This is a genomic window from Pseudomonas sp. QC2, assembly GCF_002859085.1.
GTDB classification, from domain to species: Bacteria; Pseudomonadota; Gammaproteobacteria; order Pseudomonadales; family Pseudomonadaceae; genus Aquipseudomonas; species Aquipseudomonas petroselini.
In genome coordinates, this window is sequence record NZ_PKKS01000024.1 from 164,773 (window position 1) to 191,195 (window position 26,423).

21 protein-coding genes are annotated in these 26,423 nt (G+C 61.3%); 4 read left to right on the forward strand and 17 right to left on the reverse strand.

Annotated features, from left to right (window positions below):
• Window positions 1-66 precede the first annotated feature (66 nt).
• On the reverse strand, window positions 67-519 hold the full coding sequence (locus QCBJ_RS25870; RefSeq protein WP_015886285.1) for a GNAT family N-acetyltransferase: 453 nt from the start codon (window positions 517-519) through the stop codon (window positions 67-69).
• 201 nt (window positions 520-720) lie between these two features.
• On the opposite strand from QCBJ_RS25870, the gene QCBJ_RS25875 reads away from it, so the two are divergent.
• Entirely contained in the window at window positions 721-1,458 is a 738-nt protein-coding gene (locus tag QCBJ_RS25875) for an ABC transporter substrate-binding protein (protein ID WP_093542493.1), read from the forward strand.
• Between the two features lie 105 nt (window positions 1,459-1,563).
• Here the strand turns inward: QCBJ_RS25875 and yccS are convergent, their stop codons facing one another.
• From yccS to betI, 10 genes are all read right to left on the reverse strand, one after another.
• Window positions 1,564-3,747, reverse strand: coding sequence for a YccS family putative transporter (gene yccS / locus QCBJ_RS25880; protein WP_015886283.1), 2,184 nt, complete (start codon window positions 3,745-3,747; stop codon window positions 1,564-1,566).
• A gap of 226 nt (window positions 3,748-3,973) precedes the next feature.
• Window positions 3,974-5,152, reverse strand: a complete 1,179-nt coding sequence (locus QCBJ_RS25885) for an NAD(P)/FAD-dependent oxidoreductase (protein WP_102061883.1) — start codon at window positions 5,150-5,152, stop codon at window positions 3,974-3,976.
• Window positions 5,153-5,349: 197 nt separating this feature from the next.
• Window positions 5,350-6,687, reverse strand: coding sequence for an ATP-dependent RNA helicase DbpA (dbpA, locus tag QCBJ_RS25890; protein WP_231809651.1), 1,338 nt, complete (start codon window positions 6,685-6,687; stop codon window positions 5,350-5,352).
• 130 nt (window positions 6,688-6,817) lie between these two features.
• Window positions 6,818-8,245, reverse strand: a complete 1,428-nt coding sequence (gene mdtD, locus QCBJ_RS25895) for a multidrug transporter subunit MdtD (protein ID WP_015886280.1) — start codon at window positions 8,243-8,245, stop codon at window positions 6,818-6,820.
• 36 nt (window positions 8,246-8,281) lie between these two features.
• The gene (locus QCBJ_RS25900; protein WP_015886279.1) at window positions 8,282-9,172 is read right to left on the reverse strand and encodes an alpha/beta fold hydrolase; all 891 of its coding nucleotides are present in this window, start codon (window positions 9,170-9,172) and stop codon (window positions 8,282-8,284) included.
• 225 nt (window positions 9,173-9,397) lie between these two features.
• Window positions 9,398-10,714 carry a TldD/PmbA family protein gene (locus QCBJ_RS25905; RefSeq protein ID WP_015886278.1) on the reverse strand — a complete coding sequence of 439 codons (1,317 nt, stop codon included), beginning with the start codon at window positions 10,712-10,714 and terminating at the stop codon, window positions 9,398-9,400.
• Window positions 10,714-12,156 (reverse strand): TldD/PmbA family protein, encoded by a 1,443-nt coding sequence (locus QCBJ_RS25910; protein ID WP_093542487.1) that lies wholly within the window; start codon window positions 12,154-12,156, stop codon window positions 10,714-10,716. The genes QCBJ_RS25905 and QCBJ_RS25910 overlap by 1 nt, the downstream gene beginning before the upstream one ends.
• 191 nt (window positions 12,157-12,347) lie before the next feature.
• Entirely contained in the window at window positions 12,348-14,051 is a 1,704-nt protein-coding gene (betA, locus tag QCBJ_RS25915) for a choline dehydrogenase (RefSeq protein ID WP_015886276.1), read from the reverse strand.
• Between the two features lie 140 nt (window positions 14,052-14,191).
• Window positions 14,192-15,664 (reverse strand): betaine-aldehyde dehydrogenase, encoded by a 1,473-nt coding sequence (gene betB / locus QCBJ_RS25920; RefSeq protein ID WP_015886275.1) that lies wholly within the window; start codon window positions 15,662-15,664, stop codon window positions 14,192-14,194.
• 110 nt (window positions 15,665-15,774) lie between these two features.
• A complete protein-coding gene (betI, locus tag QCBJ_RS25925; protein ID WP_015886274.1) occupies window positions 15,775-16,368 on the reverse strand; it encodes a transcriptional regulator BetI in 594 nt (197 codons plus the stop codon).
• 389 nt (window positions 16,369-16,757) lie between these two features.
• Between betI and QCBJ_RS25930 the strand changes: the two genes are divergently transcribed.
• A complete protein-coding gene (locus tag QCBJ_RS25930; RefSeq protein ID WP_224265943.1) occupies window positions 16,758-18,692 on the forward strand; it encodes a BCCT family transporter in 1,935 nt (644 codons plus the stop codon).
• Window positions 18,693-18,880: 188 nt separating this feature from the next.
• Here the strand turns inward: QCBJ_RS25930 and choV are convergent, their stop codons facing one another.
• The 4 genes from choV to QCBJ_RS30090 all read right to left on the reverse strand — a co-directional run bounded on the left by choV (window position 18,881) and on the right by QCBJ_RS30090 (window position 22,329).
• Complete coding sequence (gene choV / locus QCBJ_RS25935) at window positions 18,881-20,059, reverse strand: choline ABC transporter ATP-binding protein (protein ID WP_015886272.1); 1,179 nt, start codon at window positions 20,057-20,059, stop codon at window positions 18,881-18,883.
• Entirely contained in the window at window positions 20,056-20,901 is an 846-nt protein-coding gene (choW, locus tag QCBJ_RS25940; RefSeq protein ID WP_015886271.1) for a choline ABC transporter permease subunit, read from the reverse strand. Before choW ends, choV begins: the two co-directional genes overlap by 4 nt.
• 68 nt (window positions 20,902-20,969) lie before the next feature.
• Entirely contained in the window at window positions 20,970-21,917 is a 948-nt protein-coding gene (locus QCBJ_RS25945) for a choline ABC transporter substrate-binding protein (protein WP_015886270.1), read from the reverse strand.
• Between the two features lie 196 nt (window positions 21,918-22,113).
• Window positions 22,114-22,329, reverse strand: a complete 216-nt coding sequence (locus QCBJ_RS30090) for a hypothetical protein (protein WP_145994247.1) — start codon at window positions 22,327-22,329, stop codon at window positions 22,114-22,116.
• 4 nt (window positions 22,330-22,333) lie between these two features.
• Here QCBJ_RS30090 and QCBJ_RS25950 point away from each other — a divergent pair, with 4 nt between their 5' ends.
• Together QCBJ_RS25950 and QCBJ_RS25955 are read left to right on the forward strand one after the other, a co-directional pair.
• Complete coding sequence (locus QCBJ_RS25950; protein ID WP_046034970.1) at window positions 22,334-23,710, forward strand: L-serine ammonia-lyase; 1,377 nt, start codon at window positions 22,334-22,336, stop codon at window positions 23,708-23,710.
• A 520-nt stretch (window positions 23,711-24,230) separates the two neighbouring features.
• Window positions 24,231-25,334, forward strand: a complete 1,104-nt coding sequence (locus QCBJ_RS25955; RefSeq protein WP_005792167.1) for a GlxA family transcriptional regulator — start codon at window positions 24,231-24,233, stop codon at window positions 25,332-25,334.
• Window positions 25,335-25,429: 95 nt separating this feature from the next.
• Here the strand turns inward: QCBJ_RS25955 and QCBJ_RS25960 are convergent, their stop codons facing one another.
• Window positions 25,430-25,693 (reverse strand): hypothetical protein, encoded by a 264-nt coding sequence (locus QCBJ_RS25960; protein ID WP_015886268.1) that lies wholly within the window; start codon window positions 25,691-25,693, stop codon window positions 25,430-25,432.
• 224 nt (window positions 25,694-25,917) lie between these two features.
• Window positions 25,918-26,418: a thioesterase family protein gene (locus QCBJ_RS25965; protein ID WP_093542485.1), complete on the reverse strand. Its 501-nt coding sequence runs from the start codon at window positions 26,416-26,418 to the stop codon at window positions 25,918-25,920.
• Window positions 26,419-26,423 lie beyond the last annotated feature (5 nt).

Consider the following 26,423-nt stretch of genomic DNA (forward strand, 5'->3'; position numbering starts at 1 on the left):
CCCACTCCCACCTTTGATCGGTGAATACTCTCGAATGTGGGCGCTGGCTTGCCTGCGAAGAGGCCCTCAGGCGCGGCGCATCCCTATATGGGGAATATCATCCTCAAGGTATTCCTCACCCGCCACCACAAACCCATACCGCCCGTAATACCCCTGCAAATGCGCCTGGGCTGAGAGGAATATCGGCGTCTGCGGCCATATATCGGCAATCCGCTCTAGCGTCTCTTCCATCATCCGATGCCCCAGCCCGGTGCCGCGCGCCACGGGCGCCACAATCACTCGGCCGATCACCACATCGCCGCCCTGGGATTCCGGGTCCAGCAGGCGCAGGTACGCCACGAGTTGATCATCCTGCCAGGCCATCAGGTGGTGGGTGTCGCCCGACAAGTCCTGCCCGTCAAGATCCTGGTAAAGGCATTTTTGCTCCACGACAAAGACCTCGTTGCGCAGGCGCAGGATGGCGTAAAGCTGTTCCTTGCCCAGGTCATCGTGATGTTTGCAGACCCATTCAACTGTCATGGCGTGTTCTCTTATCAATGTCTGTTCCGGATAGTAAGCGCAGCCGTCACTGCTGTCTAAGTGAGCTATTTTTGTGAGTGAAATCAAATTGCCATCATTGAGTGCGTTTGCCGTCGGCTTCTTTGTGTAATCTGAGCTACTGTTAGAACCTCGGGCCCCGCCTGGGCTAAGGCCACCGCCTGCCTGTCAAGGATTTTGAGCATGCCGCGATTCTCTCGTGCCGTTGCTTTGATTGGAGTGTTGTTGCTGGCGACGCCTGCGTTCGCACAGCGCCTGCGCCTGGTAGCGGATGCCTGGCCACCGTTTACCGATTCCACCCTGATCAACGGCGGGCTGGCCACGGACATCGTTAGCACCGCCTTGGCCCGTGCGGGCTATGCGAGTGATTTTGAACAGGTGCCGTGGGCCCGTGCGCTGATGGGCGTGGGCGATGGGCGCTATGACGTGCTGGTCAACGCCTGGTATGACGATGCCCGCACACAGCTGGGGCAGTTCTCCGGCGAATACCTGCTCAACCGCGTGCGCTTCATCAAGCGCCGCGACGATCCCATCGAGTTCCAGAACCTCGCGCAACTGCACGACTACCCCATCGCCGTGGTGCGCGGGTATGCCTATTCGGCGGCGTTCGACGGGGACCCTCAGCTACAGAAAGTCCCTGTGCATAACTTCGCCATGGCGGTGCGCATGCTCGCGGCGCAGCGGGTGCGGCTGACGTTGGAGGATGAATATGTGGCGCGCTATTACCTGTCCCGTGAATCGGCGCGGGTGCGCAATGCGGTGGAGTTTTTACCCCAGCCGCTGAGCGAAAACAGCCTGCATATCCTGGTCAGCCTGAAACACCCGGAGCATGAGCAGATCGTCGCTGCCTTTGACCGAGAGATTGTCAAGATGAAGGCTGATGGCAGTTATGCGCGGTTGATGAAGCAGCACGGGATGTAGTGGTCTTGAGGGCCTCTTCGCGAGCAAGCCCGCTCCCACATTCAACCGCGTACATCCATTGGGAAGGCAGTCGAATGTGGGAGGGGGCTTGCTCCCGATAGCGCTCTAAGCTGCGCGGGTGTCCTTGATCAAATGCGCTGCCAGCGTGCGCAACGGCCCCAACTGGCGACAAATCAACGCCAGTTGCGTCTGCACCAACCGTTGCCCTTCATCAATCTCATCCGGCATCTGTTCCAGGTCCGCCGCCAGTGCTTCCTCGGCATCGCTCTGAATCGCAATCGGCTGCTTGTTGGCCAGCCCGCTGGCAATGTCATCGATGCTCGCCGCCAAGGTATTACCGGCGCCTTCGATCAAGTGCTCACGCACCTCGGCCGGCAGTTGGGTTTCCCGATGCGCACCCAACCCTGACAAGTAGCTGAGCAATGTGTGCGACAGCACCAGGAAACGGAAGCCTACGTCCGCCTCCTTCCGGAAGTGCCCTGGCTCCATCAACATGTTCGCCAAGGTGGTGGACAGCGCCGCATCGGCGTTGTGTGCGTTGCGCCGGGCCAGGCGGTAGGCCAGGTCGTCGCTCTTGCCGGCGGCGTATTGCTGCATGATCTGGCGCAGGTAGATGCTGTTGCAGGTCAGGGTGTTGGCCAGCACTTTGTTCAGGCGCCGGCCTTGCCAGTCCGGCAGGAACAGGAACACCGCCAGGCCCGCAATCAAGCTGCCGAGCAAGGTATCGAACAGGCGTGGCAGGAACAGCCCATAGCCATCGCCGACCTGGTTGAAGCAGAACAGCACCATCAAGGTGATGGCGGCGGTGGCCAGGGTGTAGCGGGTGGTGCGGTTGATAAAGAACACCAGGCCGGCGGCGATGGCGAACATCGACTGCACCAGGGGGCTCGGGAACAGGTCGAACAGCGCCCAGGCCACGGTGAGGCCGATGGCGGTGCCGATGATCCGCTGGCCGAGCTTGCGCCGGGTAGCACCGTAGTTCGGTTGGCACACGAACAGCGTAGTGAGGATGATCCAGTAGCCTTGGGAGGCGTGGATCGCATGCAGCATGCCGTAGCCGACGGTCAGCGCCAGCGACAGGCGCAGCGCATGGCGGAACAGCAGCGAGGTCGGCGTCATCTGCGTGCGCAGGCGCGTCCACATTTCCTTGAGGTTGCGCGGGGCGCGGTCCAGCAGGTTGCTGTCGGTGGCGTCCGCCAGGCTGTCGGGGTTGCTGGCGTCGCCCAGCAGGCGATCCAGCGTGGACAGGTTGGCCGCGAGGGCGCGCAACGAGCGCAGCAGGCCGCGCCAGGCTGGGTTGCTCTGGATGCGCAGGTGTTCCAGGGACGCGTTCAGGTCGCCCAGGGCTTCGGCGAAGCTGTCGTCATAGATGAACGGCTGGCGCAATTGAATCGATTCGGCCAGGGCCTGGCAGGCCTTGCCCTGCTGGCGCAACAGGCGCTGGCAACGGAACAGCACGTCGCTGTGGAAGAAGGCCTCGGCCAGCGCGTTGTAGGGGTAGTGGGACGAGCTGGCGCGTTCGTGGATGTCCTGGGCGAGGAAATACAGCTTCAGGTAGCGGCTGACTTTCGAGCCGGGGCGACCATTGCCTACGCGGTGCAGGATGATTTCCTTCGCCGCGTTGAGCGCCGCCACCACCCGGCCGTTCTGCTGCGCCAGTTCCAGGCGCCGCGCTTCCACATCCAGTTGGCGGATCGGTTCGAACAACGACGACTTGAGCTTGAGGTAACGCCCCAATTCGCGAAACAACCGCGCCAGGCTCTGTTGCACCGGCTGGTTGGAAAACAGCGCCTGCCACAGCACCGACAGCACGCCGTACCAGGCGGCACCGGCCACCAGCAGCAGCGGTTCATGCCAGAAATCGGAGACCGCGCCACCGCGCTGGTCCACGCCGATCATGGTGTACACCGACAGAATCAGCGTCGCCGAGGCAATCGCGCCATAGCGTTCGCCCAAGGCGCCGAGCATGGTCAGGCAGAAGGTGGCCAGGGCCAGGGAGATCGCGAAGATCCAGGGATAAGGGAACAGCAGCTCCACCGACAGTGCGGCGATGCTGAAACACACCAGCGTTACTGCCAGGGCGTTGAGGCGACCTTGCCAGCTGTCATCGGTCTCGGCCAGGGCGCTGGCGATAATCCCCAGGAACAGTGGGATCAGCAGCGTCATTTCATCTTGGTACCAGCACAGCGCCATGCTGCCGGTGAGGGCGATGAATACCCGAATGCTGTAGCTGAATTTATCCAGCGCCCACAGGCGCCGCATGGACTGCTTGAACGAGGTCGATGACATGAAGGCTGGAGTCTTCCGGGACGATGCCGTTAAATTGAGCTATCAAGGACGCCACGGCAAGCGTGGCGATCACATCAATTCGCAAAATATCTCCCAGACACACCCTAAACCAAATGTGGGAGGGGGCTTGCCCCCGATAGCAGTGTGTCAGTCAGTACATCTGTTACTGATACACCGCAATCGGGGGCAAGCCCCCTCCCACATTTCGACCGAGTGCATCTTTCAGTCAGGCGTATTGCGCGGCTGCGTAGCCCGACGCCCACGCCCACTGGAAGTTGAACCCGCCCAGGTGGCCGGTCACATCCAGCACTTCACCGATAAAGTACAACCCCGGGCTTTTCAGCGATTCCATGGTCTTGGACGACACTTCCCGCGTGTCCACGCCACCCAGGGTCACCTCGGCGGTGCGATAGCCCTCGGTGCCCGCCGGCACCAGTTGCCAGTTGCCGAGTTTCTGCGCGATGTCGGCGATTTCAGCGTGGGTGTACTGCTTCATCGGCTTGGACACAAACCAGCTGTCCGCCAGCAGGTTGGCCATTTTCTTGGTGAAGATCTCGCCCAGCAGGGTTTTCAGCTCGCTGTTCGGACGCTCGGCCTGTTGCTGTTGCAGCCAGGTGTGAGCGTCATGGTCGGGCAGCAGGTTGATCTCTACGGTGTCGCCGGGTTCCCAGTACGAGGAGACCTGCAAGATCGCCGGCCCGCTCAGGCCACGGTGGGTAAACAGAATGTTCTCGCGAAAGCTCTGGCCGTTGCAGCTCACCAGGCAATCCACCGACGTACCGGACAGCTCGCCGCACAGGTCCTTGAGCTGGTCAGTGATGGTGAACGGTACCAGCCCGGCGCGGGTCGGTAGCAGTTCATGGCCGAATTGCTTGGCCACCTGGTAACCAAAGCCGGTGGCGCCCAGGGTCGGAATCGACAGGCCGCCCGTGGCGATCACCAGGGATTCGCAGCGCAGTTCACCCAAGGTGGTTTGCAACTGATAACCGGCGTCCAGCTTGGCAATCTCCTGGACCGACGTGTCCAGGTGCATGCTCACACCGACCTGAATGCATTCATCGAGCAGCATGCCGAGAATGTCGCTGGATTTGTTATCGCAGAACAGCTGGCCGAGCTTCTTCTCGTGGTACGGCACGCCGTGCTTGGCCACCAGCCCGATGAAATCCCACTGGGTGTAGCGGGCCAGGGCGGATTTACAGAAGTGTTCGTTGTGCGAAAGGAAATTGGCCGGCTCGGTGTACATGTTAGTGAAATTGCAGCGGCCACCGCCGGACATCAGGATCTTCTTGCCGGCCTTGTTCGCATGGTCGATCAACATCACCTTGCGCCCACGCCCGGCGGCGGTCAGTGCACACATCAAGCCTGCGGCGCCGGCGCCAATGATCACAACTTCGGTCGAGCGCACTGCAATGTCCTCATACACGTTCTAATTTGAAATACAGTCAAATGTGGGAGGGGGCTGTTGTGGTGAGCGGGCTTGCCCCGCGCTGGAGTGCGTAGCGCTCCCAAGCTTTTGGGGCTGCTTCGCAACCCAGCGCGGGGCAAGCCCGCTCACCACAGCAAGCCAGCCCCCACATTAGATCTCCATTGAATCGGAGATATTTACAGGATCCGCACGCGCAACGACCGGCCTTTGATCTTGCCGTCGTTCAAGCGCTGCAACGCCTGCTTGGCGATCCCGCGTTCCACGGCCACGAACGCCTGGAAGTCAAAGATCGCGATCTTGCCGACCTGGGCACCGGGGATACCGGCTTCACCGGTCAGGGCGCCGAGGATATCGCCCGGACGAACCTTGTCTTTACGCCCGGCAGCGATGCACAAGGTGCTCATCTGCGGCAGCAGCGGGCCACCGCTTTGCGGCTTGAGGTTGTCCAGTTGGTCCCAGTTCAGCGGCGACTTCTGCAGTTGCTCGATGGCCTGGGCGCGGTGTGCTTCGGACGGGGCGACCAGGCTGATGGCAATCCCGGTCTCACCGGCACGACCGGTACGGCCGACGCGGTGGATGTGGATTTCCGAATCGCGGGCCAGTTCGACGTTGATCACCATGTCCAGCGAGTCGATGTCCAAGCCACGGGCGGCGACGTCGGTGGCCACCAGCACGGACGTGCTGCGGTTGGCGAACATCGCCAGTACCTGGTCACGGTCGCGCTGTTCCAGGTCACCATGCAGGCCGACGGCGGAAATACCCTTGGCGGTCAGGTGATCCACGGTTTCCTGCACTTGCTGCTTGGTGAAGCAGAAGGCGACGCAGGAGGCCGGGCGGAAGTGCGCCAGGACCTTGGTCACGGCTTCCATGCGCTCTTCCGGCGAGATCTCATAGAAACGCTGCTCGATCTGGTCATCTGAGTGGAACGCTTCGGCCTTCACTTGCTGCGGCGCGCGCATGAACTTCGAGGCCAGCTGTTTGATGCTCACCGGGTAGGTGGCCGAGAACAGCAGGGTCTGGCGGCGCGGCGGGGTCTTGCTGATGATGTCTTCGATGGCGTCGTAGAAGCCCATGTCGAGCATGCGGTCGGCTTCGTCGAGGATCAGCGTGTTCAGGCCATCCAGCACCAGCGAACCCTTGCGCAGGTGCTGCTGGATACGGCCCGGCGTGCCGACGATGACGTGGGCGCCGTGTTCCAGGGAGGCGATCTGCGGGCCGAGGGACACGCCGCCGCACAGGGTCAGCACCTTGATGTTGTCTTCGGCGCGGGCCAGGCGACGGATTTCCTTGGCGACCTGGTCGGCCAGCTCACGGGTCGGGCACATGACCAGGGCCTGGCAGCCGAAGTAGCGCGGGTTGATCGGGTTCAACAGGCCGATGCCGAACGCAGCGGTCTTGCCGCTGCCGGTCTTGGCCTGCGCAATCAGGTCCAGCCCTTTGAGGATCACCGGCAAGCTTTGCGCCTGGATCTGCGTCATCTCGACATAACCCAGCGAGTCGAGGTTAGCCAGCATGGCGGCGGACAGGGGCAAAGTATTAAAAGCGGTGGCGATGGTAGTCACGGGACTGGCTCTGCAAAACAAAATGTCGCGCAGTGTACCAGTCTCGTGGGAATTTCCCTGCAAGTTCTAGACGAGAAGCCTGTCAGTGCTCAATGTCGTGCTCACGGCTGACCACACGTTTGCCGTCTTTTGGCGACAGTTGCAGGAAGATCGCCGCCGCCAGCATCGCCATGATGCCTACTGTGAGGAAGGTTAACTGGAACGCGCCAAGCACGCTTTCTACCCCGTCATTGCCCGTTTCGGCGGTAAATCCGCCCAGCAGTGCACCGGCGCACGCCACCCCGAGGCTCAGCGACAATTGCGCCACCACCGAGAGCAAACTGTTACCGCTGCTGGCCTGAGCATCATCGAGGTCGATCAGGGTGACGGTGTTCATCGCGGTAAATTGCAGGGAGTTGATCGCCCCCAGTACCGCCAGCATGCACAACAGCAGCGGGTAGGGCGTGTGCTCGCTGACCAGGCCCATGCTGGCGAGCATGATGCCCAGCGCCAGGGTGTTGCCGGTGAGCACGATGCGGTAGCCGAGGCGTTCGATCAGCGTGCGGGCGATGGATTTGGCAAACATCGCCGCCGCTGCCAGGGGCAACATGCTCATGCCCGCTTCGGACGGCGAGTAACCCAGCGCGACCTGCAACAGCAGCGGCACCAGGAACGGCAGCGCGCCGCTGCCCAGGCGCGCGAACAGGTTACCCAGAATGCCCACGGCGAAGGTGCGCGTCTTGAACAGCACCGGCGAAAACAACGGGTTGTCGATATGCCCGGCGCGCAGCCAATACGCCGCCAGGCACGCCAGGCCACCGAACAGCAGCAACATCACCCGCAGGTGCGGCAGGTGCAGTTCGCCCAGGCCTTCCATGGCGATGGTGATCAGCACCATCGCCGCGCCAAACAACAGAAAACCGATACCGTCGAAGCGCGTGCGTTCACTGCCCCGCAGGTCGGGGATCAGTTTCCACACGGCATAACAACCGACCATGCCCACCGGCAGGTTGATCAGGAAGATCCAGTGCCAGGTCAGGTATTGCACCATCCAGCCGCCCATCGTCGGGCCCAGCAACGGGCCGAGCAGGCCGGGGATGGTAATGAACCCCATGATGCGCACCAGCTCGGAGCGGGGGTAGGCACGCAGCACCACCAGTCGCCCCACCGGCAGCATCAGCGCGCCGCCCAACCCTTGGATCACCCGTGCGCCCACCAGCATGGTCAAGCTGCTGGACAAGGCGCACAGCAGCGAGCCAATGCTGAACAGCATGATTGCGCCAAAGAAGATTTTCTTGGTGCCGAAGCGGTCGGCGATCCAGCCCGAGGCCGGGATCAGCAAGGCGACGGTGAGCATGTACGCGATCACCACCCCTTGCATGCGCAGCGGGTTTTCCGCGAGGTCCCGGGCCATGGCCGGCAAAGCGGTGTTGAGGATCGTCCCGTCCAGCGACTGCATGAAGAAGGCAATCGCGACCACCCAGGGGAGCCAGCGGGCGGTCTTGGCATCGAGCGGGACGCGATTCGGCATGGAAAACCTTTTTGTTAGCAGGCTATGTGTTGGCGATTATGCGCCATCCGTCGCTCCTTTTCCCACTGGCGATTCGTCTAAATCCGACAATGCGGCGTGCTCACCCACCAGGAAATCCAACAACGCCCGGTGTACCGCCAGCGCGGCCTCGCGGGACTCCAAGTCGAGCAAGTGGCCGGTATGTTCGGCCACGGCAAAGCTGCTGCGCCCCACGTATTGCTGGAACACCTTTGCCTCGGCGGCCGGGGTGTATTCGTCCAGTGCACCGTTGAGAAAGTGCACCGGTGTTTCAATCTGCTTGAGTGCCGGCAGGTAGTTGCCATCGCCCAAGGCCAGCACCTGATGGATATGAAAACGCGCCTGGCGGTATTCGGTGGTGGCCATGGTCGACAGGTGCCGATGGTTGTTGCGCTTGAGCCGGGATGACAGGTATTTGCCCACGGTCTCGTTGAGCAAGTGGCCGACGGCGGATTTGTCATCCGCTTCGATCAGCACGCGTACACGCTCCACATAGTCGAGCATCGCCTGGTTGAGGTTGGGCGCCAGGGCCATCACCACCGAGCTTTCAATGGAGGGCGGGTTATGCGCCAGGGTCAGCAGGGTCGAGATACCGCCCCACGACGCCGACACCAGATGGTTGACCTGGAAGCGCTCCACCAGGGCGCGCAGGATTTGCACTTCGTCGTCCTTCGTGACCAGGTCCAGGTCAGTATTGTGTTCGCGGGAATAGCCGGAGAACGGCAGGTCGAACAGCAACACATTGAAATGCTCGGCCAGGCATTTGCTGGTGCGGGCAAAGGAGCGTGTGGTGGACAGCGCGCCATTGACCATCAGCACGGTCTTTCTTTGCGGATTGTTTCCCAGCTGCTCAACATGAACGTTGTAGTGCTTGAACAGCTTTTCAATGACAAAACTTCCATGGTTCATGTCAACGCTCCAGCTTGCCCTTCCCGGGCAAGGTCGTGCTCTCGTGGGGGGAGTGGCGGGGTGCCACCAACCGTTATAACGAGGTTTTTTGCAGGCGACAACAGGCTGCCCCGTGCAGACTGGGCAGACGAGAATTGACCGTAGGAAAGTGTAAAGCGAAGGTGTATGAACCCAGCACGGAACAATGTGGGAGGGCTTGCCCCCTCCCACAGGGACCTGCTGTGTTTAAAGGGTGAGGGTCAGGCGTTTGACCAGGGCGCCCGGCAGCAGGTTGGAGGCCGTGTTGCGCTGGCTGTAAGTACTGGCCGACAGCAGCAGTTCCCGATCCGCTGTCAGCGCTTCCAACTGCGACCCCAGCAGTTGGTAGACGCTGTCATCAAAGCGCATGGTGCTGACCGGCGCTTTGATCTCGCCGTCTTCCACCCAGAAGGTGGCGAAGCGTGTCATGCCGGTAAGACGCGCCGCCGGGAGGTCGGAGTAGTTCAGGTACCACAGGTTGCTGATGTACAGCCCGGTGCCCAACTGTTTGAGGATGTCGGCCTGGGCCAGGTTGCCCGCCGCTATTTGCAGGGCGCTGGGCGATTCATCACGGCTGGCGCCGTTGGCGCTGAGGCCGTATTCGGCGGCGCTGCGTGAGTTCACCAATTGGCCGTCGGCTTTGCCGGCGCTGATCAGCGTGACATCGCCCCGTGGGTAGCCTTCGGTGGAAAACGCCTGGCTCAATGAGCCGCTGATCTGCTCTTTCACCGTCACCAACGGGCTCAGGGACTGTTCACCGGCATACAGTTTTTGCAGCGAGCTGCCTTTGCTGGCGATGGCCTGGGCGGAAAACCCACCCCAGGTGATGATGCTGATGATTTCTTCCAGTGCCGCCGGCGCGAGGTAGGCGCGGTATTGCCCCGGTGCCAGTTTGTGCAGCGGGCGGCCAAGGAATTCCAGCTGTTCACGGGCGAGTTGGAAGCGACGGGCGAATTCGGCACTGTCCCATTGGTCACCGGCGTAGCTGGCTTTAACGGCCTCGCCATTGGCATGGAACAGGCTGAAGTCGAAGTTGAAGCTGTTCGCCTGATGCCAGCCAAAGGCGCCGTCGGAGCTGGCAAAACCACGGCTGATCGGCCCGGCGGCGTAGAAACCGACCAAGTCCACGCCTTGCGCGGCGCGGCTGATGTCTTCCAACACCAGGGCCAGGTCGGGCAGGGGGCGGGCCTGTTCGTTATGGCTTTGCCAGGCGTTATGGTTCAGCAGCAGGTACGGGTCCTGCGGCAGCAGCGGCAAGGTTTCGCGCAACTGTTGCAGGCCCTCGGCGAGGCGTTGGCGGTCGACTTCCGGTTGGCCGCCCAGGGTGATACCCAGGTCGGCGTGACGGCCGTCGTTGATCAGTTTCAGCGTGAGGCTGGCCTGTTGCACCTGCCCGGCCTGACGCACGTGCGCATGGTTGAAACGCACGAACTCGGACGACTCATCCGCGTAGCCCAGATGGAAGCGTTCACCGTCGGTGATGGCGTGCTTGAGCCAATCCACCAGTGCCTTGAAGTTGTTCATCAGGCATCTCCCCCAAATACATCGACATCACTGAATACACAGGCAGGCGAGGCATGGCCCACGCGGATCACCTGGTTGGGTTCGCCCTTGCCGCAGTTCGGCGTCCCCAGGACCTTGAACGTGCTGGCGTCGCCGACGGCGCTGAGCTTGCGCCAGAACTGCGCGGAAATGGCCCGGTAGTTGGGGTTTTTCACCACGCCTTTGAGTTCGCCGTTTTCGATCAGTTGGCCCCATTCGCAGCCGAACTGGAATTTGTTGCGCGCGTCGTCGATGGACCAGGAGCGGTTGGTCGACATCAAGATACCGTGCTCGATGCCGCCGATCAGTTGCGCCAGGCTCTGGTCGCCGGGTTCGATATTCAGGTTGGCCATGCGGTCGATCGGCGGGCGGTTCCAGCTGCACGCGCGACTGTTGGCGACGCCACCCATGCCGGCGCGGAACTGCGACAACGCTCCACCCAGCGGTTTGAGCAGCAGCCCTTCGCGGATCAGGAACTGTTTGCTGGCGCGGGTGCCGTCGTCGTCATGGCTGTAGCTGGCGAGTTGTTCGGGGATGTCCGGGTCGAAGGTCACGTTGAGCAGCGTTGAGCCATATTGCAGGTGGCCGAAGTCGCTGGCCTTGACGAAACTGGTGCCGGCGTAATTGCGCTCATCGCCGAGGATGCGGTCGAGTTCCAGCGGATGGCCGATGGATTCGTGGATCTGCAGGATCATCTGGTCGGGCATCAGCAGCAGGTCGCGCGGGCCCTGTGGCGTGTTGGGTGCCAGCAGCAGTTGCAGGGCTTCGTCGGCGATACGCGGCGCGGCGCCGATCAGGCCGAAGCGGCTGATCACGTCGAAGCCACCTTGCTGGCCGAAGTTGCTGCCGCCGAGCGTGCGCGACTGGCTGTCGTTGCCGTCATAGGCCGTGACGTTGACGCCGGGGAATACAAAGCGCTGGGCTTGGCGCAGTTCGGCGCCTGCGTTGTTGAGGTAAATCTGCTCGACGTGGGTCAGGCCAAGGCTGACTTCCCAGTTCACCAGGCGTTCGTCCTGGGGGACGGCGGCCGACTCGCTCCCCAGCAGTTGGTAGCAATCGCTCAGGGACGGAAAGGGTTGGTCGAGGTCGGGTGACAGGTAGTCCGCGACGTCACTGGAGACGTGTTGGTCGCGCAGGTCGAGCAGGGCGTGGGGCTTGATCAACCGGGCTTGCTGTTCGGCACGCTCAAGGGCGGCTTGCAGGCCGGAGAGGGAAATGTCGTGGGTCGCGGCGTAGGCTTCCACCCCGTTGACACGCACCGTGAGCATGGCGCCCTCGTCGTGGTTCAGGTGTGGCGGTTCGGCGACGTTCTTGCGTACGGCCAGGTAGTGGCCGGATTCGCGTACATAACGCAGCGAGAAAAATTCGGCGCGGGTGCGCAGGGCACTGAAGTGCTTTTTGAGTGTGGCGTGGTGGTCGAACATGGGGCCTTCCTTGTGGGCGGCTCAGCGCGGGCAGGCAAACAGAGTAGGCCTGGGCTGGAAGCTGATCAAGGAAAGCGGATCATTGTAGTGAGCGGGCTTGCCCCGCGCTGGGCTGCGCAGCGGCCCCAACATCTTGGGAGCGCTTCGCACTCCAGCGCGGGGCAAGCCCGCTCACTACAAAGGTGTTTCAGTTACTGTGCGGTAGGGCCCACTTCACGCAGCGGCTTGCCACGCACTGGCGCATCGCCGGCCACGTAGTAGTCGGCGGTGCTGCGCGGCAGAGGCTGGCGGCCGCGGATCTTGTCGGCGATTTTCTCGGCGATCATGATCGTCGGCGCGTTCAGGTTGCCGGTGGTAATGATCGGCATGATCGACGCATCGACCACACGCAGACCCTGCATGCCATGCACGCGGCCTTCACCGTCGACAACCGCCATCTCGTCGGTGCCCATCTTGCACGAGCAGGACGGGTGGAACGCGGTTTCGGCGTGTTCGCGGATGAACTTGTCGAGTTGCTCATCGGTTTGCACGTCAATACCAGGGCTGATTTCGCGACCACGGTACGGGTCCAGCGCCGGCTGCTGCATGATTTCACGGGTCAGGCGGATGCCATCGCGGAATTCTTGCCAGTCTTGCTCAGTGGCCATGTAGTTGAAGAGGATGCTCGGGTAGTCCCGTGGGTTCTTCGACTTCAGTTGCACGCGGCCACGGCTTGGTGAACGCATGGAGCCCATGTGCGCCTGGAAACCGTGCTCTTTCACACCGTTGCTGCCGTTGTAGTTAATCGCCACCGGCAGGAAGTGGTACTGGATGTTCGGCCAATCGAATTCCGGACGCGAGCGGATGAAACCACCGGCTTCGAACTGGTTGCTGGCGCCGATGCCGGTGCCGTTGAACAGCCACTCGGCACCGATCGCCGGCTGGTTGTACCAGAGCAGCGAGGGGTACAGCGACACCGGTTGGGTGCAGGCGTATTGCAGGTACAGCTCAAGGTGGTCCTGCAGGTTCTCGCCGACGCCCGGCAGGTCGTGGACCACGGGGATGTCGAGACTTTCCAGCAATTTGGCCGGGCCGACGCCGGAGCGTTGCAGCAGTTGCGGCGAGGCGATCGCGCCGCTGCACACCAGCACTTCTTTGCGGGCGCGGGCTTCAACGCGCTCTTCGGCGGCGCCGATCAGGTAACGCACGCCAACGGCACGCTTGCCTTCGAACAACACTTTGTCCGTGAGGGCGTGGGTGACGATGGTCAGGGTCGAGCGCTTCTTCGCCGTGTCGAGGTAACCGCGTGCAGTGCTGGCGCGACGGCCATTTTTGGTCACGGTACGGTCCATCGGGCCGAAGCCTTCTTGCTGGTAGCCGTTCAGGTCGTCGGTGCGCGGGTAACCGGCCTGCACGCCGGCTTCGACCATGGCGTGGAACAGCGGGTTGTTGCCGGCTTTTGGCGTGGTCACGCTGACCGGGCCTTCGCCACCGTGGTAGTCGTTCGGGCCGATGTCGCGGGTTTCAGCTTTTCTGAAATAGGGCAGGCAGTCCAGGTACGTCCAGTTTTCAAGCCCTGGAAGTTTTGCCCAGTTGTCGTAGTCCATGGCGTTGCCACGGATGTAGCACATGCCGTTGATCAGGGAAGAGCCACCCAGGCCCTTGCCGCGACCGCATTCCATCCGGCGGCCGTCCATGTGGGGCTCTGGATCGGTCTCGTAGGCCCAGTTGTAGCGGCGGCCCTGCAGCGGGAAGGCCAGGGCAGCGGGCATCTGGGTACGGAAGTCGAGACGGTAGTCGGGGCCGCCGGCTTCCAGCAGCAGGACGGTGACGCCTTCGTCTTCGGTCAGACGGGTCGCCAGGGTGTTACCGGCGGAGCCGGCACCCACAATGATGTAATCGTATTCTTGGGACATAAATGCACCCTCTTTGAAGTGTGGTCAGGTCGGGCCTCATCGGGAGCAAGCCCCTCCCACATTTGATCGGGTTTACACAGTCAAAGGTGGGAGGGGCTTGCCCCCGATGGCGGCCTCAAAGGCGATACAAATCTCGAGTCTTAGAACACCGAGGCGTAGTCGCCCAGCTCAACCTGTACCGATTTGATGCGGGTGAAGTTGTTCAGCGAGCTGATGCCGTTCTCACGGCCAACACCCGATTGCTTGTAGCCGCCGACCGGCATCTTCGCGTCGGACTCGCCCCAGGCGTTGATCCAGCAGATGCCCGCTTCCAACTGATGAATCACGCGGTGGGCGCGGTTCAGGTCCTTGGTTACCAGGCCGGCAGCCAAGCCGAAGTCGGTGTCGTTGGCGCGGCGGATCACTTCTTCTTCGGTCTCGTAAGTGAGGATGCTCATCACTGGGCCGAAGATTTCTTCACGGACGATGGTCATCTCGTCGGTGCAGTCGGTGAACACCGTTGGGGCCACGTAGGCGCCTTTGGCGAAGTCGCCGTCGGTCAGGCGGTCGCCGCCGCACAGCAGGCGTGCGCCTTGCTCTTTACCTTTGGCGATGTAGCCCAGCACGCTTTCCATGTGGGCGAAGCTGACCAGCGGGCCGAAGTTGGTGTTTTCGTCTTGCGGGTCGCCAACGCGGATACGGGCAACACGCTCAACGATCTTGGCTTCGAAAGCCGCCTGCAAGTGCTTAGGCACGAACACACGGGTGCCGTTGGTGCAGACTTGGCCGGAGCTGTAGAAGTTGGCCATCATCGCGATGTCGGCAGCACGATCCAGGTCGGCGTCTTCGAACACGATCAGCGGCGACTTGCCGCCCAGTTCCATGGTCACTTCTTTCAGCGAGGAGCTGGAAGCGCTGGCCATGACTTTCTTGCCGGTGTCGGTGCCGCCGGTGAACGAGACTTTCTCGATGCGCGGGTGCTCGGTCAGCCAGGTGCCGACTTCACGGCCGCTGCCGGTCAGCACGTTGAACACGCCAGCCGGAACGCCGGCTTCGGTGTAGATCTCGGCCAGTTTCAGGGTGGTCAGCGAGGTGACTTCGCTGGGCTTGAAGATCATCGCGTTACCGGCGGCCAGGGCCGGTGCGGATTTCCACAGGGCGATCTGGATCGGGTAGTTCCACGCGCCGATACCGGCGACCACGCCCAACGGCTCGCGGCGTGTGTAGACGAAAGACGTGTCGCGCAGTGGGATCTGCTCGCCTTCGATGGCCGGTACCAGGCCTGCGTAGTATTCCAGGACATCGGCGCCGGTGACGACGTCGACGTATTGGGTTTCGGAGAAGGCTTTACCGGTGTCCAGGGTTTCCAGGGCGGCCAGTTCGTCGTTGCGCTCGCGCAGGATGTCGACGGCACGGCGCAGGATGCGCGAACGCTCCATGGCGGTCATGGCGGCCCAGATTTTCTGGCCTTTTTCAGCGCTGACCACGGCACGTTCAACGTCTTCTTTCGTTGCGCGTTGCACTTGGGCGAGAACTTCACCGTTAGCCGGGTTGATGGCTTCGAAGGTGGCATCGCTGCCAGCGTCGCTGTAGCCGCCGTCAATGTAGAGTTTTTGCAGGTCGAAACGGGCCATAAAGTCCTCGCAAGTGCATAAGTGGTTGGCGTTACCCGCCGAAAAGTGGGCCATGAGGGTGTGGCAACACTGAGCGGCAGACGTTCAGGGGTTGAGCGTTTATAAGTGCTCTAACTCACCTGCTTGGCCAATTGGAAATCCATGTATTCGTAAGCGATCCGTTGCGCCTGCGCCGTGTCGAAAGCGTCTCCCGACAGGGCGCCGCGCAACCATAAACCGTCGATCAGGGCCGCCAGGCCTCGGGCTGCTTTGCGTGCGTGCGGCAGCGGCAGCACTCGGCGGAACTGGCAGCACAGGTTGGAATACAGACGTTGATCGTTGATCCGCTGCAACCTGTGCAATGACGGGTGATGCATGCTGGTGGCCCAGAAGGCCAGCCAGGTTTTCATTGCCGGTCCGTTGACCTGGCTGGCGTCGAAGTTGCCCTCGATGATCACCTGAAGATGTGCCCGTGGGCTGTCGTCCGTAAGCGCCAGCCGGCGTTCGTGGACGTTATCGATCAATGCGTTCATCAAATAGCGCATCGTCGCTGCAATAAGGCCGTTCTTGTCCTTGAAGTAGTGACTGATGATGCCGTTCGAGACACCGGCCAAACGGGCGATCAGCGCAATGCTGGCATCGCCCATCCCGACCTGATCGATGGCCGTCAGGGTGGCTTCGATCAACTGCTGGCGGCGTATGGGTTGCATACCGACCTTGGGCATGTAGCACCTCTCCTTAGGCCTGCGACGGGCGATGAACGTTCGTCGACTTGGTGGCCAGTCTATTTTGTTTTGATTGAACGTTCAATCAACAAAGAATAAGCTCTGCGACAAATGGTCGCTGCCTACAGGTATTTCCTACGTGTGGGCCGTGACATCTGACACCTGCAAAAACCCTTGAAACAGGCCGTATCAGGGCCTGGCCACCGTTTCGGCGGGTTCAGGGATTTTCGGGGTGTCTTTATAACACCCGTCCGTCGACTGCCGAAAAATCGATGTCCCGGGATAACCGTTGCCTTGTGTTTCTCTCTCGCACTGCCTGGAGCATCTGCGCCATGAGTTCTGCCTCTCTTATAAAGACCCCGCCGGAAAAGGTGCGGGTCAACGGTTGGGTGTTCTACACCTCCACCGCGCTGATTCTGTTGTTGACCGCCATCCTGATCATCGCCCCGCAGGAGGCCGGGCGCATGCTCGGCGTCGCCCAGGCCTGGCTGTCTAAAAGCTTCGGCTGGTACTACATGGTGGTCATCGCCGCCTACCTGGTGTTCGTGGTCGGCCTGGCGTTTTCGTCCTACGGCAAGTTGAAACTGGGCAGTAAGGACGACACCCCGGACTTCAGCTACGGCGCCTGGGCCGGCATGTTGTTCTCGTCGGGCATCGGCATTTCGCTGCTGTACTTCGGTGCCTCCGAGCCGCTGGACCACTACTTCAACCCGCCCGAAGGCGCCGCCGCCAGCAATGGCGCCGCCCGCCAGGCGTTGCAACTGACCTTCCTGCACTGGGGCCTGCACGGCTGGGCGATCTATGCGCTGGTCGGCCTGGCCGTGGCGTACTTCGCGTACCGCCATAACCAGCCGCTGGCCCTGCGTTCGGCGCTGTACCCGCTGGTAGGCGAGCGTTGGGTGAAAGGCGCGGCCGGCCATGCGGTGGATGGCTTCGGCATGTTCGTGACCCTGCTCGGCCTGGTGACCAACCTGGGGATCGGCTCGATGCAAGTGTCGTCCGGGTTGGAAAACCTGTTCGGCATGCAGCACAGCAACACCAACTTGCTGATCGTGATCATCGTGATGAGCACCGTGGCGACCATCGCTGCCGTGTCGGGCGTGGAGAACGGTATTCGCCGCCTGTCCAACCTCAACATCGTGCTGTTCAGCGGCTTGCTGATCTTCGTACTGCTGTTCGGGCCGACCCTGCACTTGCTCAACGGCCTGGTGCAGAACACCGGTGACTACCTCAACGGCATCATCCTGAAAACCTTCGACCTCTACGTGTACGAAGGCGACGCCGACAAGACCGAGCGCTGGATGGGCCTGTGGACCCTGTTCTACTGGGCCTGGTGGATTTCCTGGGCGCCATTCGTGGGCATGTTCATCGCGCGTATTTCCCGTGGCCGCACCGTGCGTGAACTGGTGGCCGGCGTGCTGCTGATCCCGCTGGGCTTCACCCTGGCGTGGTTGTCGATCTTCGGTAACTCGGCGCTGGACCTGGTGCTGAACCACGGTGCGGTAGAGCTGGGCAAGACGGCGCTGGAACAGCCGTCCATGGCCATCTACCAACTGCTTGAGCACTACCCGGCGTCGAAAATCGTCATCGGAGTGTCGATCTTCGTGGGCTTTGTGCTGTTCCTGACGCCGGCGGATTCCGGTGCGGTGATGATGGCCAACCTTTCGTGCAAAGGCGGCAATGTGGACGAAGATGCGCCGCACTGGCTGCGGATCTTCTGGTCGGCGGTGATCACCCTGGTGACCATCGGCTTGCTGTTTGCTGGCAACTTCGAGGCCATGCAAACCATGGTGGTGCTGGCGGGGCTGCCGTTCTCGGTGGTGCTGATCTTCTTCATGTTCGGTTTGCACAAGGCCATGCGCCAGGATGTGGCGATCGAACAGGAGCAGGCGCAATTGGCCGAACGCGGGCGTCGTGGTTTCAGCGAGCGTTTGACCGCGCTGGACCTGCAACCGAGCCAGGGCACCGTGCAGCGCTTTATGGACAAGCACGTCACGCCGGCGCTGGAAGAGGCTGCGGTCGCGTTGCGTGACCAGGGGTTGGAAGTGCAGACGCTGTTGGGCAAGTCCAAGCGTTGCATCGGTGTGCGCATCGAGATGGAAGAGGGCAACCCCTTCGTTTATGAAGTGAGCCTGGATGCTTATTCGTCGGCGCCGAGCGATGTGCCTGAGGAAGAACGCACGCGTTATTACCGCGCCGAGGTCTACTTGCACAACGGGCCTCAGGAATACGACCTGATGGGCTTCACCCAGGAACAGATCACCCGGGATGTGCTCGATCAGTTTGAAAGCCATCGGCAGCTCCTTGGCCGTGTCTATAGCTGATAGGTGAAGACGGGTGGTGTCCTCACTGACACCACCGGGTCCACATGTGTAAACAGAACTAAATGTGGGAGGGGGCTTGCTCCCGATAGCAATGTGTCAGTCAGTACTTCTGTTACTGATACACCGCAATCGGGGGCAAGCCCCCTCCCACATTGACGCAGTTTCTACATTGAGATGTGCAGTGTTTGTCAGCCCAGGTTTTTGCCTAGCAGGGCATGGTACAGCTCGCTGTCCCCCAGAATCCCCACCACTTGGTTGTTGTCATGCAACACCAACTTGTTCCCGGTGTGATACCGAATCTGCAACGCATCACGCATGCCGATATTCGAGTCCACCAGCGTCGGCACCCGGCCCAGTCCTTCCACCGGTTGCCCCGGCGCCCAGTTCTGCAAATTCATCACCACGCCATTCTGCCGCGCGCCCTGGATGGTATTGCCTTCGGCCAGGTCCAACCACGAGTCGCCGCCCGGGTCGAGGCACACCGAACCGTTCACGCGTTTGCAGTTGTCCAGCGTGCGCATCAGGCTGCGGCCGCACAGTACGTTCAGCGGGTTGGTATGGGCGACGAAGGTGCGCACATAGTCGTCCGCCGGGTTCAGCACGATCTCTTCCGGCACGCTGTACTGGATGATCTTGCCGTCTTTCATGATCGCGATACGGCTGCCGAGTTTCAGCGCTTCATCGAGGTCGTGGCTCACGAACACGATGGTCTTGCTCAGCTTGCGCTGCAGTTCCAGCAGCTCATCCTGCAGGCCCTGGCGGATCAGCGGGTCGAGCGCAGAGAACGGTTCGTCCATCAGCAGGATGTCGGCGTCCATCGCCAAGGCGCGGGCCAGGCCGACGCGTTGCTGCATGCCGCCGGAAAGCTCGTCCGGCTTCTTGTTGCGCCATTGGGTCAGGCCCACCAGCTCGAGTTTTTCATCCACCAGCTTGCGCCGGTCTTTCTCCGGACGACCCTGCATTTCCAGGCCGAAGCTGATGTTCTCGCGCACGGTCAGCCAAGGCATCAGGGCGAACTTCTGGAACACCATGGCGATGCGTTTGGTGCGCATCATTTTCAGCTCGGCGGGGGTGCAGGACGCGATGTCGATCTGGCGCCCTTCATGCTCCACGAACAGCTGGCCACGGCTCACGGTGTTGAGGCCGTTGATGCAACGCAGCAGGCTGGACTTGCCGGAGCCGGACAGGCCCATCAGCACGCAGATTTCGCCTTTCTCAACGTCCAGGCTGGCCTTTTCAACGCCGACAATCTGCCCGGTCTTTTTCAGGATCTCGTTACGGCTCATGCCCTGGTCCAGCAGCTTGAGCGCTTCGCGTGGGTCTTTGGAGAAGATCACGTCGACATTGTCGAATCGGATAATGCTCATGCATCACCCCCTACTTTAGCGTCGGGTTGTTTGCAGATGCGGTCGAGCATGATGGCCAGCAACACGATCGCCAGGCCGGCTTCGAAGCCCAGGGCAATGTCGGCGGTGTTGAGTGCGTTGACCACCGGCTTGCCGAGGCCATCGGCGCCCACCAGGGCCGCGATTACCACCATCGACAGCGACAGCATGATGCATTGGGTAATGCCGGCGGCGATGCTCGGCATGGCGTGGGGCAGTTCAATGCGCGAGAGCAACTGACGGCGCGAGCAGCCAAAGGCCTTGCCGGCGTCCATCAACTCTTGCGGTACATCGCGGATACCCAGGTAGGTCAGGCGGATCGGCGCGGCAATCGCGAACACCACCGTGGAAATCAGCCCAGGCACCACACCCAGCCCGAAGAGGGTCAGGGTAGGGATGAGGTAGACGAAGGTCGGTACGGTCTGCATCAGATCGAGCACCGGCCGCATCAGGGTGTAGAACATCGGCTTGTGCGCGGCAACAATGCCCAGCGGCACACCGATCACCACGCAGACCAGGGTGGCGAACAGCACTTGCGCCAGGGTCTCCATGGTTTCCTGCCAGTACCCCAGGTTCAGGATCAGCAGGAAGGAGGCGATGACAAAAACAGTCAGTCCCCATTTACGTTGAATAAAGTGAGCCAGCAGCGCAATCAGACCGATCAATGCCAGCGGATTGAACCAGGTCAGCGCAAACGTCACGCCGTGGATCATCGTTTCCAGTGTCGATGCGATTGCGTCGAAGTAGTTGGCGCCGTGTTGGGTCAACCATTCGACGAAGGCAGCGATGTACTGGCCTAGTGGGATTTTCTGTTCAGTCAGCATGGTAGTGAATGTCCACATGCGAAGGGGAAAACATCCCGGGCCAGCGCACCGGCCCGGGGTCAGCTGCGTTACTTGTCGAGGTAGGCTTTTACGGCTTCCAGACCTGGTTTGCCGTCAACGGTAGTGACACCGGCGAGCCAAGTGTCGAGGACTTGCGGGTTCTTCTTCAGCCAAGCCTTGGCGGCGGCGTCGGGCTTCATCTTGTCGTCCAGGACGTTACCCATCAGGGTGCTTTCCATGTTCAGGGTGAACGACAGGTTTTTCAGCAACTGACCCACGTTGCTGCATTCCTGGGTGTAGCCCTTGCGGGTGTTGGTGTAGATGGTCGCCTGGCCGTAGTTGGGGCCGAACGAATCGTCACCCCCGGTCAGGTACTTCATCTTGAAGCGGGTGTTCATCGGGTGCGGTTCCCAGCCGAGGAACACGATGGCCTGGTCACGCTTGGTGGCACGTTCAACCTGGGAGAGCATGCCGGCTTCGCTGGACTCGACGACTTTGAAACCGGCGGTTTTCAGGCCGAAGGCGTCTTTGTCGATGAGGGTCTGGATGGTGCGGTTGCCGTCGTTACCCGGCTCGATGCCGTAGATCTTGCCGCCCAGCTCATCCTTGAATTTGGCGATATCGGCGAAGTCCTTCAGGCCTTTGTTGTACAGCGCTTCCGGGACCGCGAGGGTGTACTTGGCGTTCTCCAGGTTGGCGCGCACGGTTTCCACGGTGCCGGCATCACGGTACTGCTTGATGTCGTTTTCCATGGTCGGCATCCAGTTGCCGAGGAAAATGTCCATGTTCTTGCCGTCGGCCAGGGACTTGTAGGTCACCGGTACCGAAATCATCGTGGTGCGCGGCTTGTAGCCCAGGCCCTTGAGGACTTCGCTGGTGGTCGCGGTAGTGACGGTGATGTCGGTCCAGCCGACATCGGAGAAGTTGACGGTCTGACATTGTGCCGGTTCTGCAGCGTGCGCCAGGACTGGCAGACTCAGCATGGCGGCCAACAACAACGAGGGTGAAGCTTTCATGGGGCTAGACTCCTGTGTTTTTTCTGGCGGCCTTCGCCGCGCTTTATAAGTGTTGCGGTTGGTGCGTGCGACAACAGCTCTGGCACGGTGCCTTGCAAACGAGTCGAGACTGATCATGTACCAGTGAAAATCTGACGCCTACAGGGGGCGTCGTATCCAGTACAGGCAGGGTCGCATCCAGTGTCGGTGACGTCGCTTACAGGTTTTTCCCAAGGCAAAACTGCAGTTTTTGCCCATCTGCACCGCCAAAAACGGCCAAAACAGGTGATTGCGCACGGGCGGCGCTGGTGAGCATGGTTACGTCGGTGTGAGACGCCGTGAGGGCGGATAAAAGCTTGATGATGCCGCCATCTGGGCGATCTGAGCGTAGCAGCTCCTTGGTGCCTGGCCCGTACTCACCGAGGAGTTTCACGGCAATGGCTATCAGCGTTTTCGACCTGTTCAAGATCGGCATCGGGCCTTCGAGTTCTCACACCGTCGGCCCCATGCGCGCCGCGGCGTTGTTCGTTCAAGCACTGCGTGAACGTGAATGGTTGGAACAGGTTCGGCGCGTTGAAGTTCAGCTCTACGGTTCCTTGTCGGCCACGGGCATTGGCCACGGGAGCGACACGGCCACCATCATGGGCCTGATGGGCGAGTGGCCGGACGCGATCGATCCGGCGCAAATCGGCTTGCGGATCCACACCCTGCGCGAGACCGACACCCTGCTGCTGGACGGGCGCTTGCCCGTGCCGTTCGTGTGGGCCCGTGACATGCGCCTGCTGGACGAAAACCTGCCCTTCCACCCCAACGCCATGACCTTGGTGGTGTACGACGATAACGGTGAGTTGCACCGCGACACCTACTATTCGGTGGGGGGCGGCTTTGTGGTGGATGAGGCCCAGGCGCAAAGCGGCGTGGCCGATATGGACCGCACCGAGTTGCCCTATGATTTTTCCAGTGCGGTGGAGCTGTTGCAGCTGTGTAAGACCCACAACCTGCGCGTGGCCGAATTGATGCTGGCCAACGAAAAAACCTGGCGCTCGGAAGAAGAAATCCGCAGTGGCCTGATGAAGCTCTGGCGCGCCATGCAGGATTGCGTGGAGCAGGGCCTCAAGCACGAAGGCATCCTGCCCGGCGGCCTGAACGTGCGCCGCCGCGCCGCCAAGCTGCACCGCAGTTTGCAGGAATTGGGCAAGCCGAACGTGATCGGCTCGACCTTGAGCGCGATGGAATGGGTCAATCTGTTCGCCCTGGCGGTGAACGAGGAAAACGCGGCCGGTGGGCGCATGGTCACGGCACCCACCAACGGTGCGGCGGGGATTATTCCAGCGGTGCTGCATTACTTCATGAAATTCAGCGAGGAGGTGACGGAAGCCAACGTGGTCGACTACCTGCTCGGCGCGGCGGCGGTCGGCATCCTGTGCAAGAAAAACGCCTCGATTTCCGGCGCCGAAGTCGGCTGCCAAGGGGAGGTAGGCTCGGCCTGTGCCATGGCCGCCGCCGGGCTGGCGGAGATCCTCGGCGCCACGCCGGAGCAACTGTGCAACGCCGCCGAAATCGGCCTGGAGCACAATCTGGGCCTGACCTGCGACCCCGTGGGTGGGCTGGTGCAAGTGCCGTGCATCGAGCGCAATGCCATTGCAGCGGTGAAGGCGATCAATGCGGCGCAGATGGCTTTGCGTGGCGACGGCCAGCACTTTATTTCCCTGGATCGGGTGATCCGCACCATGCGGGATACCGGGGCGGATATGCATGACAAGTACAAAGAGACATCGCGGGGTGGGCTGGCGGTCAGCGCAGTAGAGTGTTGACCTGATCAGCTTTTGTGGCGAGGGCGCTTGCTCCCGCTGGGCTGCGTAGCGGCCCCAAGATCCTGGGAGCGCTGCGCACTCCAGCGGGAGCAAGCTCCTTCGCCACAAAGGGTCGGCAGACTGCGCATAAAGTGAACACCCAAACCAAAAGCGCCACCTTTTGGCGCGTCGCAAATAGATAAGTAGCTTGCAAACGATTTTACTCTCGACCACCCGTCACCTGTGCGTGTGGTGACAGACGTTTCCCACGCCCTCAAAGCGCCTTCCCACAAGTGCTACCGAACTGCTCACACAGCTTGAGCAGGCTCGCTCTGACGTCCTTTTCAGGTCATATCCCGCACTTCCTGCGCGGGCTTATATAGACGCGTCATCAGGTCGTTTTCAGGAGTTATTGAATGGCCATTCAATTTTAGGCATGGCATTTGCTCTATCAATTCAAAGCGTCGCCTTCCTTAGGCTGAGCGCAATAACAAGAGCCTCGCCTGAGGCCACCACCCGCTTTGTGTGAGGAGATACTGCGATGACGTCGTTCAACTCAGGGGCTCAACCCCAGAACCGTGCGCCTCAATCCATCGGCTTTTTGCTGCTGGACAATTTCACGCTGATTTCCCTGGCGTCCGCAGTCGAACCGCTGCGCATGGCCAACCAGTTGTCCGGCCGTGAGCTGTACCGCTGGACGACCTTGAGCGTCGATGGAAACCAAGTGTGGGCCAGCGACGGTCTGCAAATCACCCCCGATGCCTCCATGCACAAAGCCCCAGCCCTGGACACGGTGATCGTGTGCGGCGGTGTCGGTATCCAGCGCACCGTTACCCGTGAACATGTGTCGTGGCTGCAAAGCCAGGCGCGCCAGTCCCGTCGCCTGGGTGCGGTGTGCACAGGCAGTTGGGCCCTGGCCTGCGCCGGTTTGCTCGACGGTTTTGATTGCAGCGTGCACTGGGAATGCCTGGCGTCGATGCAGGAAGCCTTCCCCCGCGTGGCAATGAGCACACGCCTGTTTACCCTCGACCGCAACCGCTTCACCAGCTCTGGCGGCACCGCGCCGCTGGATATGATGCTGCACCTGATCAGCCGCGATCACGGTCGCGAACTGTCGGCCGCCATCTCCGAGATGTTTGTGTACGAACGCATTCGCAACGAACAGGATCACCAGCGGGTGCCGCTCAAGCACATGCTCGGCACCAACCAGCCCAAGCTGCAGGAAATCGTGGCGCTGATGGAAGCCAACCTGGAAGAGCCGATCGACCTGGATGAACTGGCCGTGTACGTCGCCGTGTCCCGTCGCCAGCTGGAGCGCTTGTTCCAGAAATACCTGCATTGTTCGCCGTCACGCTACTACCTCAAATTGCGCCTGATCCGTGCGCGGCAGTTGCTCAAGCAAACGCCGATGTCGATCATCGAAGTGGCATCGGTGTGTGGGTTTGTCTCTACACCGCACTTCTCCAAGTGCTACCGCGAATACTTCGGCATTCCGCCACGGGATGAGCGTGTAGGTTCCAACACCACCCAGCAAGTGGCGATGATGCCGATTCCGCAGGCGCTGGTGTTGTCACCGTTGTCGGGGCCGATGTCGGCGTTGAGCCAGGCGCGTAATGAGTCGACGTTTGCCAGCGTACGGCTGTAGACCGAGTCGCCTGCATCGGGAGCAAGCCCCCTCCCACCTTTGACTGTGTTCACACATCAACCTGTGGGAGGGGGCTTGCCCCCGATAGCAATCTATCAGGCGCCAGAGTTCTGCCTGAACTGCACCAGTGCCGGCAACAACTGCTTATCGATCGCCTGCCGCACTGCCGGCAAAATCGTCGCACTGCCGCTGTACATCTGCTCAACCATGCCCTTGAGCGCCCTGGCCCGTGCTTCGTTCAAACCGCGCACCGCGCACTCGCAAGCCTGTTCGGCGGTGGCGCCGCTGGACACGTCGAAACCCAGCGAGCGCAGTTGGCCCAGCAGGTCATCCTGGTCAATCAAATCCGCATGCATCATGACGTTTATCCTGGTGAAGGGAGCGGGGTCTGACTGGGATTCTGGTAGCCGCTCAACCGGTCGGCAAGGGCAGATTGCACGAATGCCTCAGATGGCTATGAACAGGTCGTTTTCGAGGCATTGACCGGTAGAAGTAATAGGCACACTGAACGCCAGGCAAGCAACTTGAAGGTTTGGTCACCCTCGGGATGTCACGCCACACAAAGCACTCTGCCCCGATCCTGTCACGGCTTGATCGGGGCTTTTTTTGCCTGCGACGGTGGCAGCCCTATCACTCGGCCAAGGAGTGCGGGGCGCGCGAGGTCAGCCTGTTCAGCGCTGATGGCCGCGAGTTTTTCCAGCGTGGCCTCGGTGAACGGCGCCGAATGCGGGCCGGCGAGGTCAACGTGCAAGAGCATCTGTTCGTTGCCCGCCAGCTCCCGTTCTTCACCCACAAGATGCAGGCTGTGATAGAGGTGCAGGCGCTTGGCATCGTGCGCGATCAGTTGCGTATGCACTTCGACGTCGGCGCCCCGTTTCACTTCGTGCAGGTAGTTCAGGTGCAGTTCCAGGGTGAACAGCGAGTGGCCGCTGGCTTCGCGGTTTTCACTGTCCAGGCCCAGGGTGTCCATCAATGCATCGGTGGCGTAGCTGAAGATCAGCAGGTAGAACGCGTCGCGCAAGTGGCCGTTGTAGTCCACCCACTCGGGGTGGACCTGGGTGGTGTAGGTGGTGAGTGCGGGCATGTCAG

Coding starts and splice junctions, on each gene's coding strand:
- betA (WP_015886276.1), bottom strand. CDS start 14,051: ATGTCCCAAGAATACGATTACATCATTGTGGGTGCCGGCTCCGCCGGT.
- mdtD (WP_015886280.1), bottom strand. CDS start 8,245: ATGCCGAATCGCGTCCCGCTCGATGCCAAGACCGCCCGCTGGCTCCCC.
- QCBJ_RS25965 (WP_093542485.1), bottom strand. CDS start 26,418: ATGCCCGCACTCACCACCTACACCACCCAGGTCCACCCCGAGTGGGTG.
- QCBJ_RS25960 (WP_015886268.1), bottom strand. CDS start 25,693: ATGATGCATGCGGATTTGATTGACCAGGATGACCTGCTGGGCCAACTG.
- QCBJ_RS25945 (WP_015886270.1), bottom strand. CDS start 21,917: ATGAAAGCTTCACCCTCGTTGTTGTTGGCCGCCATGCTGAGTCTGCCA.
- QCBJ_RS25910 (WP_093542487.1), bottom strand. CDS start 12,156: ATGTTCGACCACCACGCCACACTCAAAAAGCACTTCAGTGCCCTGCGC.
- betI (WP_015886274.1), bottom strand. CDS start 16,368: ATGCCCAAGGTCGGTATGCAACCCATACGCCGCCAGCAGTTGATCGAA.
- dbpA (WP_231809651.1), bottom strand. CDS start 6,687: ATGCTGGCTAACCTCGACTCGCTGGGTTATGTCGAGATGACGCAGATC.
- betB (WP_015886275.1), bottom strand. CDS start 15,664: ATGGCCCGTTTCGACCTGCAAAAACTCTACATTGACGGCGGCTACAGC.
- QCBJ_RS25950 (WP_046034970.1), top strand. CDS start 22,334: ATGGCTATCAGCGTTTTCGACCTGTTCAAGATCGGCATCGGGCCTTCG.
- QCBJ_RS25955 (WP_005792167.1), top strand. CDS start 24,231: ATGACGTCGTTCAACTCAGGGGCTCAACCCCAGAACCGTGCGCCTCAA.
- QCBJ_RS25900 (WP_015886279.1), bottom strand. CDS start 9,172: ATGAACCATGGAAGTTTTGTCATTGAAAAGCTGTTCAAGCACTACAAC.
- choW (WP_015886271.1), bottom strand. CDS start 20,901: ATGCTGACTGAACAGAAAATCCCACTAGGCCAGTACATCGCTGCCTTC.
- QCBJ_RS25870 (WP_015886285.1), bottom strand. CDS start 519: ATGACAGTTGAATGGGTCTGCAAACATCACGATGACCTGGGCAAGGAA.
- choV (WP_015886272.1), bottom strand. CDS start 20,059: ATGAGCATTATCCGATTCGACAATGTCGACGTGATCTTCTCCAAAGAC.
- QCBJ_RS25905 (WP_015886278.1), bottom strand. CDS start 10,714: ATGAACAACTTCAAGGCACTGGTGGATTGGCTCAAGCACGCCATCACC.
- yccS (WP_015886283.1), bottom strand. CDS start 3,747: ATGTCATCGACCTCGTTCAAGCAGTCCATGCGGCGCCTGTGGGCGCTG.
- QCBJ_RS25875 (WP_093542493.1), top strand. CDS start 721: ATGCCGCGATTCTCTCGTGCCGTTGCTTTGATTGGAGTGTTGTTGCTG.